This is a genomic window from Streptomyces sp. NPDC090499 (genome assembly GCF_044769305.1).
Lineage (GTDB): Bacteria > Actinomycetota > Actinomycetes > Streptomycetales > Streptomycetaceae > Streptomyces.
Genome location: NZ_JBIVXP010000004.1, coordinates 194,991 through 212,809, shown reverse-complemented (window position 1 = coordinate 212,809; position 17,819 = coordinate 194,991). Strand labels below are relative to the sequence as shown.

At 68.8% G+C, this 17,819-nt stretch carries 15 protein-coding genes; 8 read left to right on the top strand and 7 right to left on the bottom strand.

From position 1 onward, the window contains the following. Positions 1–2: 2 nt before the first annotated feature. The 6 genes from yidC to ACIQVL_RS16630 all read left to right on the top strand — a co-directional run bounded on the left by yidC (position 3) and on the right by ACIQVL_RS16630 (position 6,143). The gene (gene yidC / locus ACIQVL_RS16655) at positions 3–1,322 is read left to right on the top strand and encodes a membrane protein insertase YidC (RefSeq protein WP_403475628.1); all 1,320 of its coding nucleotides are present in this window, start codon (positions 3–5) and stop codon (positions 1,320–1,322) included. Between the two features lie 15 nt (positions 1,323–1,337). Further along, complete coding sequence (locus ACIQVL_RS16650) at positions 1,338–1,850, top strand: protein jag (RefSeq protein WP_403428508.1); 513 nt, start codon at positions 1,338–1,340, stop codon at positions 1,848–1,850. 116 nt (positions 1,851–1,966) lie between these two features. Beyond that, the gene (rsmG, locus tag ACIQVL_RS16645) at positions 1,967–2,683 is read left to right on the top strand and encodes a 16S rRNA (guanine(527)-N(7))-methyltransferase RsmG (protein ID WP_403428506.1); all 717 of its coding nucleotides are present in this window, start codon (positions 1,967–1,969) and stop codon (positions 2,681–2,683) included. 298 nt (positions 2,684–2,981) lie between these two features. Beyond that, positions 2,982–4,055 carry a ParA family protein gene (locus ACIQVL_RS16640; RefSeq protein WP_403429067.1) on the top strand — a complete coding sequence of 358 codons (1,074 nt, stop codon included), beginning with the start codon at positions 2,982–2,984 and terminating at the stop codon, positions 4,053–4,055. Further along, positions 4,052–5,191 (top strand): ParB/RepB/Spo0J family partition protein, encoded by a 1,140-nt coding sequence (locus ACIQVL_RS16635; protein WP_403475627.1) that lies wholly within the window; start codon positions 4,052–4,054, stop codon positions 5,189–5,191. Before ACIQVL_RS16640 ends, ACIQVL_RS16635 begins: the two co-directional genes overlap by 4 nt. Before the next feature lie 334 nt (positions 5,192–5,525). Then, positions 5,526–6,143: a GNAT family N-acetyltransferase gene (locus tag ACIQVL_RS16630; protein WP_403428502.1), complete on the top strand. Its 618-nt coding sequence runs from the start codon at positions 5,526–5,528 to the stop codon at positions 6,141–6,143. Positions 6,144–6,204: 61 nt separating this feature from the next. On the opposite strand, the gene trxA is transcribed toward ACIQVL_RS16630, so the two are convergent. The 3 genes from trxA to ACIQVL_RS16615 form a co-directional block, all read right to left on the bottom strand. Beyond that, positions 6,205–6,537, bottom strand: a complete 333-nt coding sequence (trxA, locus tag ACIQVL_RS16625) for a thioredoxin (protein WP_403428500.1) — start codon at positions 6,535–6,537, stop codon at positions 6,205–6,207. 49 nt (positions 6,538–6,586) lie between these two features. Further along, complete coding sequence (trxB, locus tag ACIQVL_RS16620; protein WP_403475626.1) at positions 6,587–7,555, bottom strand: thioredoxin-disulfide reductase; 969 nt, start codon at positions 7,553–7,555, stop codon at positions 6,587–6,589. A 192-nt stretch (positions 7,556–7,747) separates the two neighbouring features. Next, complete coding sequence (locus ACIQVL_RS16615; protein WP_403475625.1) at positions 7,748–8,341, bottom strand: hypothetical protein; 594 nt, start codon at positions 8,339–8,341, stop codon at positions 7,748–7,750. 57 nt (positions 8,342–8,398) lie between these two features. Here ACIQVL_RS16615 and ACIQVL_RS16610 point away from each other — a divergent pair, with 57 nt between their 5' ends. Beyond that, positions 8,399–8,530 carry a hypothetical protein gene (locus ACIQVL_RS16610; RefSeq protein ID WP_403475624.1) on the top strand — a complete coding sequence of 44 codons (132 nt, stop codon included), beginning with the start codon at positions 8,399–8,401 and terminating at the stop codon, positions 8,528–8,530. A 137-nt stretch (positions 8,531–8,667) separates the two neighbouring features. On the opposite strand, the gene sigM is transcribed toward ACIQVL_RS16610, so the two are convergent. The 4 genes from sigM to ACIQVL_RS16590 all read right to left on the bottom strand — a co-directional run bounded on the left by sigM (position 8,668) and on the right by ACIQVL_RS16590 (position 16,051). Next, positions 8,668–9,393, bottom strand: a complete 726-nt coding sequence (gene sigM, locus ACIQVL_RS16605) for an RNA polymerase sigma factor SigM (protein ID WP_403475623.1) — start codon at positions 9,391–9,393, stop codon at positions 8,668–8,670. Between the two features lie 35 nt (positions 9,394–9,428). After that, the gene (locus ACIQVL_RS16600; protein ID WP_403475622.1) at positions 9,429–11,153 is read right to left on the bottom strand and encodes a protein kinase family protein; all 1,725 of its coding nucleotides are present in this window, start codon (positions 11,151–11,153) and stop codon (positions 9,429–9,431) included. Between the two features lie 118 nt (positions 11,154–11,271). After that, on the bottom strand, positions 11,272–13,569 hold the full coding sequence (murJ, locus tag ACIQVL_RS16595; RefSeq protein WP_403475621.1) for a murein biosynthesis integral membrane protein MurJ: 2,298 nt from the start codon (positions 13,567–13,569) through the stop codon (positions 11,272–11,274). Between the two features lie 46 nt (positions 13,570–13,615). Next, on the bottom strand, positions 13,616–16,051 hold the full coding sequence (locus ACIQVL_RS16590; RefSeq protein ID WP_403475620.1) for a DUF6049 family protein: 2,436 nt from the start codon (positions 16,049–16,051) through the stop codon (positions 13,616–13,618). A 288-nt stretch (positions 16,052–16,339) separates the two neighbouring features. Between ACIQVL_RS16590 and ACIQVL_RS16585 the strand changes: the two genes are divergently transcribed. Continuing rightward, positions 16,340–17,782, top strand: coding sequence for a CCA tRNA nucleotidyltransferase (locus ACIQVL_RS16585; RefSeq protein ID WP_403428482.1), 1,443 nt, complete (start codon positions 16,340–16,342; stop codon positions 17,780–17,782). Positions 17,783–17,819: the final 37 nt, after the last annotated feature.

Here is a 17,819-nt window from a genome sequence, read left to right as displayed (position 1 = left end):
TAGTGGACACGATTGCCAGCCTCTTCAGCTTCATCACGACACCCGTCTCATGGGTCATCGTCCAGTTCCACTCCGTGTACGGGAAGATCTTCGGTCCCGACACGGGCTGGGCCTGGGGCTTGTCCATCGTGTCCCTGGTGATCCTGATCCGCATCTGCCTGATCCCGCTCTTCGTGAAGCAGATCAAGGCGACCCGGGCCATGCAGACGCTCCAGCCCGAGATGAAGAAGATCCAGGAGCGCTACAAGAACGACAAGCAGCGTCAGTCCGAAGAGATGATGAAGCTGTACAAGGAGTCGGGCACCAACCCGCTCTCCTCGTGCCTTCCCATCCTGGCGCAGTCTCCGTTCTTCTTCGCCCTGTACCACGTGCTCAACGGCATCGCGACGGGCTCGACGATCGGTGTCATCAACGAGTCGCTGCTCGCCAGTGCCCGTAAGGCCCACATCTTCGGGGCCCCGCTCGCCGCGAAGTTCACGGACGGCTCCTCGAAGGTGGAGGCGCTCGGCGCCTCCCTCACGGACGTCCGGGTCGTCACCGCGGTCATGATCGTCCTGATGTCGGCGTCGCAGTTCTACACGCAGCGCCAGCTGATGACGAAGAACGTCGACACCACGGTGAAGACGCCGTTCATGCAGCAGCAGAAGATGCTGATGTACGTCTTCCCGGTCATGTTCGCCGTCTTCGGTATCAACTTCCCGGTCGGTGTCCTCGTCTACTGGCTGACCACCAACGTGTGGACCATGGGCCAGCAGATGTACGTCATCCGCAACAACCCGACCCCGGGTTCCAAGGCCCAGGCCGCCTACCTGGAGCGCCTCACCAAGCACGTCACGCACCACGGCAAGACCCGTCGGCGCAGCGAGAAGACCATCGTCAAGGCGATCGTCGCCAAGGGCCGGGACCGCAACGAGTTCGAGCGCTCGTTCATCAACGCGCTGACCAAGGCCGGTCTCGTGGCCCAGGCCGACGGCACCGTGGCGAAGGGTGAGGCCCAGGCCGTCGCACAGACCGAGGACGGCGTCACGACCACCGGCGCCGCCAGGCGTCAGCAGCCCAAGCGCCAGAGCAAGGCCCAGCGGCAGTCCGGCGCAACGAAGGCGGCCGGCGACACCACCTCGGCCTCCGCAGACGCTTCGGCTTCCTCGGACGTTTCGGCCTCGGAGGGCAAGACGACCTCGCTGGAGAAGTCCGACGAGCCGCAGGACGCCAAGCCGGCCGCCCAGCAGGCCCCGAAGGGCGGCTCCAACGGCCGCAGCAGGGCCCAGTCCGGCCAGCGCAAGGGCGGTCAGCAGCGCCCCAAGTCCCCGTCCAAGAAGTAAGAAGGAGCCCATCCCGTGACGGAAGGCACCACCTCCGCCGCTGCCGAGGGTGTAGACACCCTGACCCGCCTGGAGCAGGAGGGCGAGATCGCGGCGGACTATCTCGAAGGTCTGCTGGACATCGCCGACCTCGACGGCGACATCGACATGGATGTCGAGGCCGACCGTGCCTCCGTGTCGATCATCAGCGACTCGGCCGGCCGCGACCTGCAGAAGCTGGTCGGCCGCGACGGCGAGGTGCTGGAGGCGCTCCAGGAGCTGACCCGCCTGGCCGTGCACCGGGAGACCGGTGACCGCAGCCGGCTGATGCTCGACATCGCGGGCTACCGCGCCAAGAAGCGCGCCGAGCTCTCCGAGCTCGGCGCCAAGGCCGCCGCCGAGGTGAAGAGCACCGGCGAGCCCGTGAAGCTCAAGCCGATGACCCCGTTCGAGCGCAAGGTCGTGCACGACGCGGTCAAGACCGCCGGGCTGCGTAGCGAGTCCGAGGGCGAGGAGCCGCAGCGGTTCGTCGTCGTGCTGCCTGCCTGAGCGGTTCCCCGCATGACCGGCCCCGTCTGTTGAGCAGGCGGGGCCGAACTTTGTCAGCCTGATAGTTCTGGTGGCCGGTGCGCGGAGCGCCGGCGCGGTACGGAAGGACGGTCCCCGTGACGGAGGCTGCAGAGCTCCCCCCGGCGCCCGAACAGGCGCGGGAAGTGTTCGGCGAGCGCTTCGCCGATGCGGTCCGCTACGCGGAGCTGCTCGCCGAGGCAGGCGTGCAGCGTGGTCTGATCGGCCCACGGGAAGTGCCCCGTCTGTGGGAGCGGCACCTGCTGAACTGCGCGGTGCTCTCGGAGGCCGTCCCCGAGGGGGTGACGGTGTGCGACGTGGGTTCCGGAGCCGGTCTGCCGGGCATTCCGCTGGCGCTGGTCCGGGAGGACCTCAACATCACCCTGCTGGAGCCGCTGCTGCGGCGGACCAACTTCCTGACCGAGGTCGTCGAGCTGCTCGGCCTGGACCACGTGACCGTGGTGCGTGGCCGCGCCGAAGAGGTCATGGGCACGCTGCCCCCGGTGCACGTGGTGACGGCCCGTGCCGTGGCCCCGCTGGACCGGCTGGCCACCTGGGGCGTCCCGCTGCTGCGTCCCTACGGTGAGATGCTCGCCCTCAAGGGGGACACGGCGGAGGAGGAGCTGAAGGCCGCGGCCACCGCGCTGACCAAGCTCGGTGCGGTCTCCACGTCCATCCTGCATGTGGGTGAGGGCGTGGTGGATCCGCTGTCCACGGTCGTCCGTGTGGAGGTCGGGGAGAGTCCGGGCGGTGTCCGCTTCGCGGCCAAGCGGGCCAAGGCGGCCCGGACGGGGAGGACACGTAGGCGCCGCTGATCCGTCCTGACGACCAGACGTACTCCACACAAGCTGCCAAACCTACGCATGACGGAGTGTCGCGGCTTTTCGGTACCGCTAGCTGTGCATCGTGTTTCACGTGAAACGTCGCTCACTGCTACACGGCATCATCGGCCGGGGCCGCGCCGCGGCCGAACCGCGCGACCGAAAGCCCCTTGGATCCCTCAGAGAGGGGGCCTCTGGTGACGCTCCGTCCTCCCTGCGGGGCACGGAGTTGTCCACAGAGGTGGATTTCTCCACAGAACACCAGGCCTCACTGGTTCACGACCCCGAAGACATGGGAGGCTCTGTTCATTGCGAGCCTGAAGTCGAGGAGAGTGAATCCTTGCGGTCCGACGCCAACATCGCGGGACCGATGACCGATCCGGTCCCCGGTCCCCGTACCGAGTCGATGGGGGCGGATGTTTCACGTGAAACACCGCCTCCGATGGACGACACTCCCATCGGTCGTGCTGCCCAACTTGCGGTGGAAGCCCTGGGCCGCGCCGGCGAAGGACTGCCACGTCCGGAGCAGACCAGAGTCATGGTGGTCGCCAACCAGAAGGGCGGTGTAGGCAAGACGACGACCACCGTCAACCTTGCTGCGTCGCTGGCTCTTCATGGCGCCCGTGTCCTGGTGATCGACCTCGACCCACAGGGCAATGCGTCCACTGCGCTGGGGATCGACCATCACGCGGAAGTCCCCTCCATCTATGACGTGTTGGTCGAGAGCAAGCCGCTGGCCGAGGTCGTCCAACCGGTGGTGGACGTCGAAGGTCTCTTCTGTGCCCCCGCCACGATCGATCTCGCCGGTGCGGAGATCGAGCTGGTGTCCCTGGTGGCGCGGGAGAGCCGGCTCCAGCGGGCGATCCAGGCGTATGAGCAGCCCCTGGACTACATCCTCATCGACTGCCCGCCCTCGCTCGGCCTGCTGACGGTCAACGCGCTCGTCGCGGGCGCCGAGGTGCTCATCCCGATCCAGTGCGAGTACTACGCGCTGGAGGGCCTGGGCCAGCTCCTGCGCAACGTCGACCTGGTGCGGGGGCACCTCAACCCCAACCTGCACGTGTCGACCATCCTGCTCACCATGTACGACGGCCGGACGCGTCTCGCGTCCCAGGTCGCGGACGAGGTGCGCAGCCACTTCGGCGACGAGGTGCTGCGGACGAGCATTCCCCGCTCGGTCCGTATCTCCGAGGCGCCGAGCTACGGGCAGACGGTACTGACTTACGATCCTGGATCGAGCGGTGCCCTCTCGTACCTTGAGGCGGCCCGAGAAATCGCGCTGAAGGGCATCGGGGTCAGCTACGACCCGACGCAGGCCCATATCGGCGCTCAGACCAACCCGAACATGGTGGAGGGGATCCAGTGAGCGAGCGACGGAGGGGGCTGGGTCGTGGTCTCGGTGCACTGATCCCAGCTGCCCCGACCGAGCAGACCCCGGCCCAGACGGCTGTGGGGGGAACGGTAGTTCCGTCCCCCGCCGCGGCTCCGGTGCTGACGACCGACCGTGGCGTCGCCGCGGCCAAGGTGACGACGCTGCCGGCTGTTTCACATGAAACCGAGGAGCCCTCGGTGTTCGGGGTCGGGGGAGGAAGTGCGGAGACGCCTGCTCCTCCGATGGGCGCCCATTTCGCGGAGATCCCCCTCGACGACATCGCGCCGAACCCGCGTCAGCCGCGTGAGGTCTTCGACGAGGACGCTCTGCAGGAGCTGGTCACCTCCATCCAGGAGGTCGGCCTTCTCCAGCCCGTCGTCGTACGGCAGCTGGGCCCCTCCCGCTACGAGCTCATCATGGGCGAGCGGCGCTGGCGGGCCTGCCGTGAGGCCGGCCTGGAGGCGATCCCGGCGATTGTCCGGGCGACGGACGACGAGAAGCTTCTCCTGGACGCCCTGCTGGAGAACCTGCACCGCGCTCAGCTGAACCCGCTGGAAGAGGCCGCCGCCTACGACCAGCTGCTGAAGGACTTCAACTGCACGCACGACCAGCTGGCCGACCGTATCGGTCGCTCCCGCCCGCAGGTCTCCAACACCCTGCGTCTGCTGAAGCTCTCCCCAGCGGTCCAGCGCCGGGTGGCCGCCGGAGTCCTGTCGGCCGGGCACGCTCGGGCGCTGCTCTCCGTCGACGACTCGGAGGAGCAGGACCGGCTGGCCCACCGGATCGTCGCCGAGGGACTGTCGGTACGTGCCGTCGAGGAGATCGTGACCCTCATGGGCTCGCGGCCCCAGACGACGACACGCGCCAAGGGACCGCGAGCCGGCGCCCGGGTCTCCCCGGCCCTGACCGACCTCGCGACCCGGCTTTCGGACCGCTTCGAGACGCGGGTGAAGGTCGACCTGGGCCAGAAGAAGGGCAAGATCACCGTCGAGTTCGCCTCCATGGAAGACCTTGAGCGAATCCTCGGCACCCTCGCCCCGGGCGAGGGACCGGTTCTGCACCAAGGCCTCCACGACGGCGATTCCTCGGACGCCCCGGCCTCCGAGGAGTCCGCGGAGGACGAAGACTGACCGTTCCGGGTGTTTCCCACCCGGTCGGCGCCTTGTCGCTCAGAGAGCGGACCATGTCCGGTACGTACCGGAACACGGTCCGCTCTTTGCTTTCAGGCGGTATCGATGGAAACGCTGTGTGGATACGATGCGTTCGGTATGGCGCATCCACCGGACAGCTGGCAGCACCTCTGAGAGAGGCGGGGGCCATGCGATCGATGAGCCGCACCGGACTGGTGAGCGCGGGTCTGGGACTGGGCGCGACCGTCGGATTCTTCGGCAGTCTGCTCAGAGAACGCAGCGCTCTGACAGCCGCTCGCGACGCCGCGGGCGAAGGAAGCGAGGAACAGCCTTCATGGGGCGTCGGCTCGTACCGCTCACGCTGGACAACCTTCAGGACCTTCCCCAGCGCTGTCGCTCGTGTGTCTTCTGGGAGCTGGATCCCGTCAGCAGCGAAGCAGCGGTGAGAGCGGGTACAGCCACGCTGGAGAAGGAATCCTGGATCTCCGCCGTCCTGCTCGACTGGGGATCGTGCGGCCGAGTGGTCTATGTCGACGACGTACCGGTGGGCTTTGTGCTCTACGCTCCGCCCGCCTACGTCCCCCGCTCCACGGCGTTTCCCACGAGCCCGGTGTCATCGGACGCCGTGCAGCTCATGACCGGCTTCATCATGCCCGGCTATCAGGGACAGGGGCTCGGACGGGTGATGGTGCAGACGGTCGCCAAGGATGTGCTGCGGCGGGGCTTCAAGGCGATCGAGGCGTTCGGCGACGCCCGCTACAAGGAGATGGCCTGTCTGCTCCCTGCTGACCACCTGCTGGCTGTGGGTTTCAAGACGGTCCGGCAGCACCCCTCGCACCCCCGACTACGGCTGGAGCTGCGGACGACGCTCTCCTGGAAGGAAGACGTGGAGCTGGCGCTCGACAGGCTTCTGGGGGCCGTACAGAAGGAACCGGCGCTGCGGCCGCTCTGAGCGCCTCAAAGCGAATGGGCCAACCCCGAGGGGTTGGCCCATTCGTGTTTCACGTGAAACATCACTCGGCGATGAAGTCCTCGAGGTCGCGGACGAGCGCGGCCTTCGGCTTGGCGCCGACGATGGTCTTGGCGACCTCGCCACCCTGGTAGACGTTCAGGGTCGGGATCGACATGACGCCGTACTTGGCCGCCGTGTTCGGGTTCTCGTCGATGTTCAGCTTGACGATCTCGATCTTCTCGCCGTGTTCGGCGGCGATCGCCTCGAGGGACGGGGCGATCTGGCGGCAGGGACCGCACCACTCGGCCCAGAAGTCCACCAGGACGGGCTTGTCGCTCTTGAGGACGACCTCTTCGAAGTTGTCGTCGGTCACATGCTTCAGGGTGCCGGCCACGGCGGGCTCCTTTACTTGATGGTGCGGTGGTGGGGCGGAAGGGGAAAGGTCAGACGGAGGTCTTCTCGCGCTCGGCCTTCTCCTCGTCCGCGAGGGCGGCGAGGAAACGCTCGGCGTCGAGAGCGGCGGAGCAGCCGGTACCCGCCGCGGTGATGGCCTGGCGGTAGGTGTGGTCCACCACGTCACCGGCGGCGAACACACCCGTCACGTTGGTGTGCGTCGAGGGGGAGGCGACCTTGAGGTAGCCCTCCTCGTCGAGGTCCAGCTGGCCCTTGAAGAGCTCGGTGCGCGGGTCGTGGCCGATCGCGATGAACAGACCGGTCACCGGCAGGTCGGAGAGCTCACTGGTCTTGACGTTGCGCAGCTTCAGACCGGCCAGCTTCTGCTCGCCCTGCACCTCGGCGATCTCGCTGTCCCAGGCGAACTTGATCTTCGGGTCGGCGAAGGCCCGCTCCTGCATCGCCTTGGAGGCGCGCAGGGTGTCCCGGCGGTGGACGATCGTCACGGACTTGGCGAACCGGGAGAGGAAGGTGGCCTCCTCCATCGCGGTGTCGCCACCACCGATCACGGCGATGTCCTGGCCCTTGAAGAAGAACCCGTCGCACGTGGCACACCACGAGACGCCACGTCCGGAGAGGGCGTCCTCGTTCGGCAGACCGAGCTTGCGGTGCTGGGAGCCGGTGGTGACGATGACGGCCTTCGCCTTGTGGACCGTGCCGGCGGTGTCGGTGACGGTCTTGATCTCACCGGTCAGGTCGACGGAGACGACGTCGTCCGGGATCAGCTCGGCGCCGAAGCGCTCGGCCTGCGCCCGCATGTTGTCCATGAGCTCGGGGCCCATGATGCCGTCGCGGAAGCCCGGGAAGTTCTCCACGTCGGTGGTGTTCATGAGCGCACCGCCCGCGGTGACGGCCCCCTCGAACACCAGGGGCTTCAGCGACGCGCGCGCGGTGTAGAGCGCCGCCGTGTAGCCGGCGGGCCCGGAGCCGATGATGATCACGTTACGGACGTCGCTCACGGCTTGATTCCTCATCTCTGGTCTACGTCAATCCGACCGGTGGGAACTCCTCAGAAGCTCTCACCCCACCCAACGGATCCTAAGGGGCGCGCATTCCCGGTGTGTCCGGGCACACGGGCATCCCATACCGTACGGATTTCCGCGCCGGAACAAGAGATGCGTCCTCCGCCTGAGAGCCGGTCCGGCGGACGCTCAGGGACGCGTCAGGGACTCCGTCAACAGGACCTTGCCGGGAGACGTGAAGGCCTTGCTGTCACAGGTGGCGTCGACGACGAAGGCCGTCACCCGGGAGGCGTCGGAGGGGTCGGGGAGAACGACGAGGAAGGCGTCCTTCCCTTCGTAGGTCCCCTGCTTCGCGCCGATGACATCCCCGGTCTGGCTGATGCCCGAGCGGACACACGTCGGAACCGGCACCGAGGGCTGGATCCGGGTGGTGTACGGGGTTTCCGTGGAGCCGCTTCCCGAGGGCTGTGACTCGATACCGAAGGGCTTCTGAGAGCCGCGCTGGGTGTTCGTCTTCGTGCCGAGTAGGTCCTGCACCTGGCTCTGGAGAGTGCCCTTGGAGAAGGTCCCGGCGGTGCTGGTCGGCTTGCCCTGCGCGGTCGTCGTTCCGTCGCCTCCAAGCGACTGGAGGAAGAACGAGCCGGCGCCCAGGAGGGCGGCAGTGAGGACAGTGCCCAGGACGATGCTCCGCCGGCGTCGGCCACGGTCACGTCCGCGGTCCTTGCGGCCGGGGCCTGCGGAGGCGCTCGGCCGCCCGGCGGGGCGGTCTCCCGGAGGCGACATCTCCCGGGGCGCTGTTTCTCGAAGCGACGTTTCCCGGGGCGATGTTTCACGTGAAACATGAGCCACAGGTGCCGCTGCGTCGAGCAGAGCCTCGGCGGCGAGGGCGGCATCGATCCGGCCCGCAACGTCGGCCGGCATGTACGGAGGATCCGGCAGTGCGCCCAGCAGACCCCGGATCTCCTCCAGTGAGGCGTGGACGTCGGTGCAGAGCTCGCACCCGTCCAGGTGCTGTCGTACCTCCTCCGTCCGGGCAGGTGGCAGCAGACCTTCGGTGAGGTCGGAGATCTCAGCGACGTCCGGGTGCCCGGTCGTGTCTGTCGTCGACGTCACGCTCGCCCACCTCCGCCCTTCACTGCGGCTGAATCACTCGGCCCGGTGTCCTGAGGGTCCTCGTTCCGAGGGCCCGCTGCGGGTGGGACGGATGTCCCCTCCGCCCGGTTCCGTGCCGGGGGCGTGTCGTTCTCGTCGGCGCTGTTATCCGGCCGTAGATGGGTGAGCAACGGCAGGAGTCTGGCTCTGCCGCGAGCGCAGCGGCTCTTCACCGTCCCGGTGGGGACATCGAGGATCCGGGCCGCCTCGGCGACCGGATAGCCCTGCATGTCGACCAGGACGAGGGCGGCACGCTGATCGTGTGGCAGGGTGCCGAGGGCTTCGAGGAGCTGGCGGTGCAGATCGTTCCGCTCGGCCGGAGCGGAGGCCGATTCATGCGGTTCCAGCAGCTGCTCCAGCCGCTCGGTGTCGTCGACGGGGGAGGTCTTGCGGGTGGCCGCCTTGCGGGCGCGGTCGAGGCAGGCGTTGACCGTGATCCGATGCAGCCACGTTGTGACGGCCGACTGGCCCCGGAAGGTGTGAGCGGCCCGGTAGGCGGACACGAGGGCGTCCTGGACGGCGTCAGCGGCCTCCTCGCGGTCCCCCAGGGTCCGCAGGGCGACCGCCCAGAGCCGGTCCCGGTGCCGTCGCACGATCTCACCGAAGGCATCGGGGTCGCCTTCCACATGGCGGGCGAGCAGATCCTGGTCGCTCACTCCGCCGTATCCGGCGCCTTCCGCCATCTGCCCCCTCCGCCTTCGGTGCCGCCGGTGAGACGTCAGCCGGTGAACTTCACCTCGGTGACGGCCTGCTTGTAGCCGGCCTGTGCGTACGCGTCGGGATCCGCGCCCGAATTCGGCACTGCGGTGATCCACATGAGCACGTACTGGCTCTTCACCTTCTTGCTGACCTTCACCGTGGCGGTGTTCCCGGTGGTGGTGACGCTGCCGATCTTCGTCATCGAACTGATCGACCCCGGGTTCAGCGAGTCGGCGGCGTACAGCACAACCGTCGTGTGATCGCCAGAGTAGCGAAGGGAGATGGTTCCCGTGGTGACTTCCTTGGCGGAGCCCAGGTCGTAGACGATTCCCACACCTGGCTTGTACGGAGCCAGCTCCGGGCCGCTCACGAAGGTGTTCGTCCTCCAGTACGTCGAGGTGCTGCCGTCGTACGTCTTACCGACGTCGTTCGGATGCTGGGCATCGCCCTTGGCGACGTACTCCTGCGCGTCCTGGATCTTTATCGCGGCGGCAGGCGCGGGGCTGGCGCTGTTCTTGTCGCCGTCGTCCGTCGTCTGGGTGTTGCCGGTGTCTCCGCCGGACTTGTCGCCCTGGCCCATCAGGGCGTCCGCGAGCTGCCAGCTGCCCAGGCCCAGGGCGGCGATGAGAAGGGCCGAGACGGCCCACTTCAGCGCCTTGCCGGTGCGGCTCTGGAGCGGCGGTGGCGGGGCCTGGAGCGGCTGTGCCACGCCGGGCGGCGTGGGACGGCCGTAGGTGCCCTGCTGGTATGTGGTGCGCTGGTACTCGGGCGGTGCGGTGAACGCCGGCTCCGGCGGGCGGATGCGGGGCATCTCGCCGATCGCCTTCACCAGCTCCTCCGGCGTGGTGCACGCGGACTCGTGGCGGGAGGCGGTGGCGCCGTCGTTGACGAGGGCCCGCATGGCGAGCTCGGACAGGCCGCGGTGGACTCCGGCACGCACCTGGTCGGGTGCGATCAGACCGACGTCCTTGGGCAGCCCGGCCAGCCCGTAGGCGTCGCTCTCGTACGGCCAGCGCTGGGTCAGCGCGGCGTACAGCAGGGCGCCGATCGCCTCGGTGTCGGTGCGCTGGGGGGTGTCGGAACTGATACCGCGCAGCGCCGCGTTCACCGCGAGGCCGCGGATACGCCACTGCCCGGTGGAGGTGCGCAGCACCGCGTTCGGGTTCAGGCGCAGATGGGCCAGTCCCTCGCGGTGTGCGGCCGCCATGGCGGAGGCGATCTGACTGACCATCTGGTAGGCGTCGTGCGGCTCCAGCGGTCCGGCCGCGAGCAGCGCGGTCAGTTCCGTGGCGTCCGGCAGCCACTCGTGGACGACGTAGACGAGGTCGTTCTCCTCGACGGCGTCCAGGACCTGCACGAAGCGCGGGTCGCCGAGCAGCGCGGCGGACCGGGCGGCGGCCAGCACCGCACGGGTCCGCGGATGGTCGGAGGGCAGGATGTGCACGCCGACGGCACGGCGAAGTTTCTCGTCGACCGCACGCCAACTGCTGAATCCGTCCAGACGGGTGACGCACTCCTCAAGACGGTAGCGTCTGGCGAGCTTGTGCCCGCTGTGCAGTTCAGGGGGTGCGGCCTGCTTCTCAGCACCCGCGGCCATGCCGTTTCCCTGTGCTTCGTCGCTGTCCGTGTCCCGCTCCGGGTTCTTGGCCACCCCGTCGGCCGTGGACTGGTCCGCCTTGGCGGTCAGCGGCTTGTCACCGCTGTTGTCTGCCACGTCGACGGCAGCCGTGCTCCGTTCCGCCACCGTCGTTCCTGCCTCCCCATCCGTTGCACGCTGTCCGACGCCGAAACCAATTGTGCCCACAGTCCCCCGCTATGCACGACACGCGGCGGCGAACGATGGTTGTGCGCTTACCCCCGCCTCAGCGACCCAGACGCCCGCGCACCATACCCACGAGGGAGTTGAGCTCCTCGATGCGCATGCGGCGCGCGGCGACGTAGAAGACGCCGAGCAGGACCGCCCCGCCGGCCAGCAGCGCGGCGAAGGAACCGATCACACCCTGCCCCAGAGTGTGGCCGATGCCGTAGCAGGCCGCACCACTGAGCAGCGCGGCCGGTACGGACGCGATGCAGAGCCTGGCATAGGTGCGGGTGACCCGGGAACCGTCCAGGTCGCCGCCGAGCCGCTTGCGCAGCCGCCGCCAGGCCACCCCGACACCGATCGCGTAGGCCACACCGTAGGAGGCGGCCATGCCGGCCACCGCCCAGCGGGCCGGGAGCAGCAGGTAACAGGCGACCGAGGCACCCGCGTTGACGGCCGCGACGATGACCGTGTTGTAGAAGGGGGTGCGGGTGTCTTCGTAGGCGTAGAAGGCGCGCAGGACGACGTACTGCACCGAGTAGGGGATCAGGCCGAGGGCGAAGGCCATCAGCATGAATCCCATGTTGGTGGCCTCGCTGATGCCCGAGGAACCGAAGATCAGGGTGCACATCGGGATGCCGAGGGCCAGGAAGCCGAAGGAGATGGGGACGATCGCCACGGCGGTCGTCCTGAGGCCCTGGGAGATGTCGTCGCGGACCGCGCCCGTGTCGTTCTCGGCGGCCGAGCGGGAGATCCGCGGCAGCAGGGCGGCCATCAGGGAGACCGTGATGATGGCCTGCGGCAGGCCCCAGATCAGCTGGGCGTTGGCGTAGGCGGCGAAGCCGGTGCCGTCGACCGGGGAGCTCTTGCCGGCCGAGGTCGACAGCTGGGAGACGACGAGCGCGCCCGCCTGGTTGGCGAGGACGAACAGCACGGTCCACTTGGCGAGGGTCGCGGCCTTGCCGAGGCCGTGGCCCCGCCAGTCGAAGCGCAGCCGCAGCCGGAACCCGGTCTCGCGCAGATAGGGGATCATCGCCAGGGCCTGGACCACGAGGCCGAGCAGCACGCCGAGGCCGAGCAGTCGCTGGCCCTCCGGCGGGATGGTCGTGACCTTCATGCCGGAGTGTGCGGCGGTGCCGTAGACCCAGATGAACAGGCCGAGGGTGACGATGATGACGATGTTGTTGAGGACGGGGGTCCACATCATCGCGCCGAACTTGCCGCGTGCGTTGAGGACCTGACCCATCACCACGTGGATGCCCATGAAGAAGATCGAGGGCAGGAAGTAGCGGACGAAGGTGATGCCGACCTGGTTGGCCGCCGGGTCGCTGGCGACCGAGTCGGACAGCAGGCGGATGAGAAGGGGCGCGGCCGCGATGGTGGCCGCGGTGAGCAGGCCCAGCGCCACCATGACGAGGGTCAGCAGGCGGTTGGCGAAGGCCTCGCCGCCGTCGTCGTCCTCCTTCATGGCCCGCACCAGTTGCGGCACGAAGACGGAGTTGAGGCCGCCGCCGACGGTCAGGATGTAGATCATCGTCGGCAGCTGGTAGGCGACCTGGAAGGTGTCGCCGAGCAGGCCGACGCCCAGGGCGGAGACGATCAGCGCGGAGCGGACGAAGCCGGTGAGGCGGGAGACCATCGTGCCCGCCGCCATCACGGCGCTCGACTTGAGCAGGCCCGCGGCCTTCCCGCCCTTCTTCGTGGGGGCGGGCGGCGGGGCCGCGGCGGGTACGGCACCGAGGTTCAGGGTTTGGTCTACCGCGGCCGTCGGGGCAGCCGGCGGGGCCGGTGCCTGGTACGGCGGCACCTGCGCGGGCCCTCCCGGGGCGGCCGTCGGCCCCGGTACTGCCGCAGGCTCCGGCGGCCGCTGACCGCCGCCCTGCTGCGGATCGAGGTAGCCGCTCTGCTGCTGGTCGCGGAAGAGGTGCGCGAAGGCGTCCGGCTCGTGACGCTCCTCACCGGAGTGCGAGACCAGGTCGTCCACGCCCACGAACTGGGTCGTGCGCGGGTTGTCGCCGTACGGCAGGTACTGGCTCGGGCCGTCCGGCTCCGGCGCCGGGGTCTGGGCCCACACGTGCGGGTCGGGGGCGTACGGCGACTGGACGGGCTGTCCGTACAGCGGCTGCTGCGGGTAGCTGCCCGGAGCCGGCGGGGGGTGCGCGGCACGGTCGTAGAGCGCCTCGGCGACGGGGTCCTGGGCGGAGAGGTCGCGTGCCCGGTAGGGGTCCTGGTCGTAGGCGTCCTGGAGGTACATGTCAGCCGCCTGCTGCGGCGGGACCTGGCCGGGCTCCGGCGGCGGCTCGGGGTAGCCCGAACCGGCCGCGCCCTGGCCGCTTTCACCGTCGTACGGCGCGTTCATGGTTACCCCTGCCTCATCGTCCCGGGCCCACCGGCCACGACATCGCTCAACGGTCCACTCTCTCACCCGTCTCGGACGGGTCGGCGCTTTCCGGTGCGGTGTCCGGTGTCGGGTCACTCGGCTGCTCCGGGTCGTCTTCCCGGGACCGGGCGGCGGATTCCTCCCGGGGACGATCCTCACGGTCAGCGGGGTTCCCCGGTCCGTCGGCGTCCTCGGTGTCCCCCGGGCTCTTGGCCTCCGGGGTCCCGGGAGCCTCCGGGGCGTCGGGAGTCTCCGGAGTGCCCTCGGCCTCCTCGTCGGGGCCACCGTCCTCTTCGGCCCGCCGGGCGGCCGCCCGCTTGCGCTGGGTGTACATCCGGAAGCCGGCGAGCACCAGCAGCAGCACGCCGCCGCCGATGACCAGCATCACCGTCGGAGTGACCTCGGTGACCTTCACGTCGAACCTGACGGGCGCGCCGTACTCCTGCCCGTCCTCGGTGTAGAGCTGGGCGGTGACCTCGACCCGGCCGTTGGCGTTGGCCGAGGTGGAGAACTTCACGGACTGGCTGTGGCCGCCGGAGACCTCGACCGGCTGCTCGTAGTAGGGCTTGCCGCCGATCTCCAGCCGGGTCGGCATGGTCGAGGTGAGCCGCAGCACGAGGTGGTCGACGCCCTGGACCAGGTTGTTCTGGACGGTCACCGGGATGGTGGCGCTGCGGCCGGAGAGCTTCGTCTCGGACTTGTCGATCAGCTTGACCTGGCTGGTGAGGTCGTCGAGCCAGGACTCCACGCTCGTGCGGAAGCTGTCCGCCTCACTGCCGCGGCCACGCCACGACGTGGACATCTCGCGGTTTATGGCCCGCCCGAAGGGGGTCACCACCCGGGACTCGTCGGTGAGGATCACCTGGAAGTTGTCGAGCTTGTCCTGGGTGCGGGCGATCTGTTCGAAGGCCGTCCGGGGCAGCTCCTGCTTGCGCAGTGCGGAGGGGTACGCGGACGAAGAGGGGATCTTCGTGGTCGCGCCGGGATCGGGCTTGGCCTTGGCGGCCGCCTCCAGGTCCTGGGACTGTGACCAGTTGCTGTCCTGCAGTGCGGTGATCGCCGTCGCCATCGCCTCGGCCTGGCTGCTCGACGGCATCCGCTGCGGGGCGACGACGATACTGCGCTGCTTTCCGGTCTGGGTGTTCAGCGCCAGGCTCTGGGCGAGGAACTGCTGCACCGCGAGCGTCGACGAGTCGGCATCCGTCAGATCGCCCTGGAACGCCGTGGACAGCCGTGCATCGGCGACCACGGCCGTCGTGCCGCCGCCGATCGGACGCGCCGCCGAGGGCGTGTAGGTGAGTCCGCCGGTCTCCTGGAGACTGTCGCTGCGGGCGATCACCTTGTCGGCACCCGCCGAAGTGGCGACCTTGATGATCGAGGGGTCGACGGCGCCGTCCACGGGCCAGGCGAAGTCGGTGCTCGGTGTGACATGGAGCACGGTCTTCACGGTGGTGGCGGCGACGTCGGTGGCGTCCTTGAGGTGGCTCAGCGAGCCGGTCACGCTGGTGCCGTTGTGGGCGAGGGAGGCCAGGTCCGGGTCGGCGAAGGGGAGGGCCACCACCTCCTTGTCCGTCACCGCGTCCTGCAGGTCGGCCAGGAACTGCTTGGCGACCGCCTGATGGGTGCCGGCCGTGCTGGTGTCGCCGGCGCCCTGGATCCGGTAGTTGCGCGTCATCGCGTCCACGGAGGCCAGCAGATCCGGGTCGATCACCCAGGTGACGTCGAGATCCTTGCCGAGCGCCAGCATCTGGGCCAGGCGGCCGCCGGGCGCGATCTCCTTGGCGAGGTCGTCGTTCTGGAAGACGGGCGTCTGCAGTTCGCCGGCTCCCGTCTTCGCCGTCACGTGGACGGTGGAGATCAGCGGCCAGAGATACGTCGTCTTCGTCTTCGTGTCGGCCTCGGAGGACTGCCACGGCAGGAACGTCCGCTGGATGCCGAGGACCTGGTCCCACTGCTGCGCGGAGGTCTTGCCGGACAGCGAGACGCCGAACTGGTACACGCCGTCCTGGCCGAGGTCCAGCTTGTCGACCGGCACGGAGATGCTGAAGTGCTCGGCGACCCCTGGCGGGAGCGAGGCGAAGTCCTCGGTGGACTTGCCGCCGACTTCGGTGCCCAGGGCCGACTGGAGGTCGTCGGAGTGCCGGGCGGCCGTGTCGATCTCCGAGCGCGTGCTGAGCAGGGCGCCCGCCCGCAGGTCCACGTGGGCGTCCGTGACGGCCTGCTTGCCGTTGTTGGTCACCGTGCCGGAGACCGTCAGCGTGTCCCCGTCGGTGGGGGCGCTCGGGCTCAGTGAGTCCAGGGCGACGGACACGGTGTTCGAGTCGGCCGCCTGTGCCGGTACCGCCGCGGGCAACTGCATCAGTCCGGCCAGCAGGGGCGCACCCGCGAGCAGTGCCCCGGTCCGCCGCAGCCAGCGACGGGCAGGTGAGGGCGTCCCCTGGAAGTCTGCCGCCTCGGCCACGCGCTCGTCCGTCCCTCGTCGTCGTCAGTGGTCGTCGGAATGTGCGTCCACGCATGGTAACGAGGTGCGCTGAACGGAAGTGCCGCGGTCCGCCTCACAAGATCGGGAAAGGAGAGCGGTCCGTCCCCTATATCCAGTATCGTCGGGAGACTCGTTTAAGCGGCGAAAGCTGTGCTTGTGCGGGTACGGAGTGAGGTGTCCCACTCTCCGCACAGGGGGGCTTTACATGGGGCGCTGCCGGAATATGGCGGCGCTTCGGACCGTGTGGGGCACGTACCCTGTTCTGTTGTGCCGAACGCCAATGAAGACACTCCCACTGTCCTGAGCCAGGCGCAGCAGCGCGCGGTGAGCGAACTGCTGCGGGTGGCGCCGGTCGCCGATGACCTCGCCCGCCGATTCGAGGAGGCCGGGTTCTCCCTTGCCCTGGTCGGCGGCTCGGTGCGGGACGCGTTGCTGGGCAGGCTCGGCAACGATCTGGACTTCACGACCGACGCCCGTCCCGAGGACGTACTGAAGATCGTCCGGCCCTGGGCGGACGCCGTCTGGGAGGTCGGGATCGCCTTCGGCACGGTCGGCGCGCAGAAGCAGGGCTACCAGATCGAGGTCACCACCTACCGCTCCGAGGCCTACGACCGCACCTCGCGCAAGCCCGAGGTGTCGTACGGGGACTCCATCGAGCAGGACCTCGTCCGCCGTGACTTCACGGTCAACGCGATGGCTGTGGCGCTGCCGCAGAAGGAGTTCATCGACCCTCACGGCGGTCTGGAAGACCTCGCACTGCGCGTGCTGCGGACCCCCGGGACGCCCGAGGAGTCCTTCTCGGACGACCCGCTGCGGATGATGCGGGCCGCCCGCTTCGCCGCGCAGCTCGACTTCGAGGTGGCCCCTGAGGTCGTCGCGGCGATGAAGGACATGGCCGGCCGTCTGGAGATCGTCTCGGCCGAGCGGGTCAGGGACGAGCTGAACAAGCTGATCCTCTCGGCCCACCCCCGCAAGGGGCTGACCCTGCTGGTGGACACCGGTCTCGCCGACCATGTCCTGCCCGAGCTGCCCGCCCTGCGGCTGGAGAGCGACGAGCACCACCGGCACAAGGACGTCTACGACCACACGCTGATCGTCCTGGAGCAGGCCATGGCGCTGGAGGAGAACGGCCCGGACCTCACCCTCCGGCTAGCCGCCCTGATGCACGACATCGGCAAGCCGCGCACGCGTCGCTTCGAGAGTGACGGCAGGGTCTCGTTCCACCATCACGAGGTGGTCGGAGCGAAGATGACCAAGAAGCGCATGACGGCGCTGAAGTACTCCAACGAACTGGTGAAGGACGTCTCGCAGCTGGTCGAACTCCATCTGCGCTTCCACGGCTACGGCACTGGGGAGTGGACGGACTCGGCGGTCCGCCGCTATGTCCGCGACGCGGGCCCGCTGCTGGACCGTCTGCACAAGCTCACCCGGTCCGACTGCACCACCCGCAACAAGCGGAGGGCCGCGGCACTCTCCCGCGCGTACGACGGCCTGGAGCAGCGCATCGCCGAACTCCAGGAGAGGGAGGAGCTCGACGCGATCCGCCCGGACCTCGACGGCAACCAGATCATGGAGATCCTGGGGATCCGCCCCGGCCCGGAGGTCGGCAAGGCGTACAAGCACATGCTGGAGCTTCGGCTGGAGAACGGACCGATGGGGCCCGACGCAGCGGTGACCGCCCTCAAGGAGTGGTGGGCCGAGCAAGACTGAGGGTGCACGACGGGGTCATGTTTCACGTGAAACATGA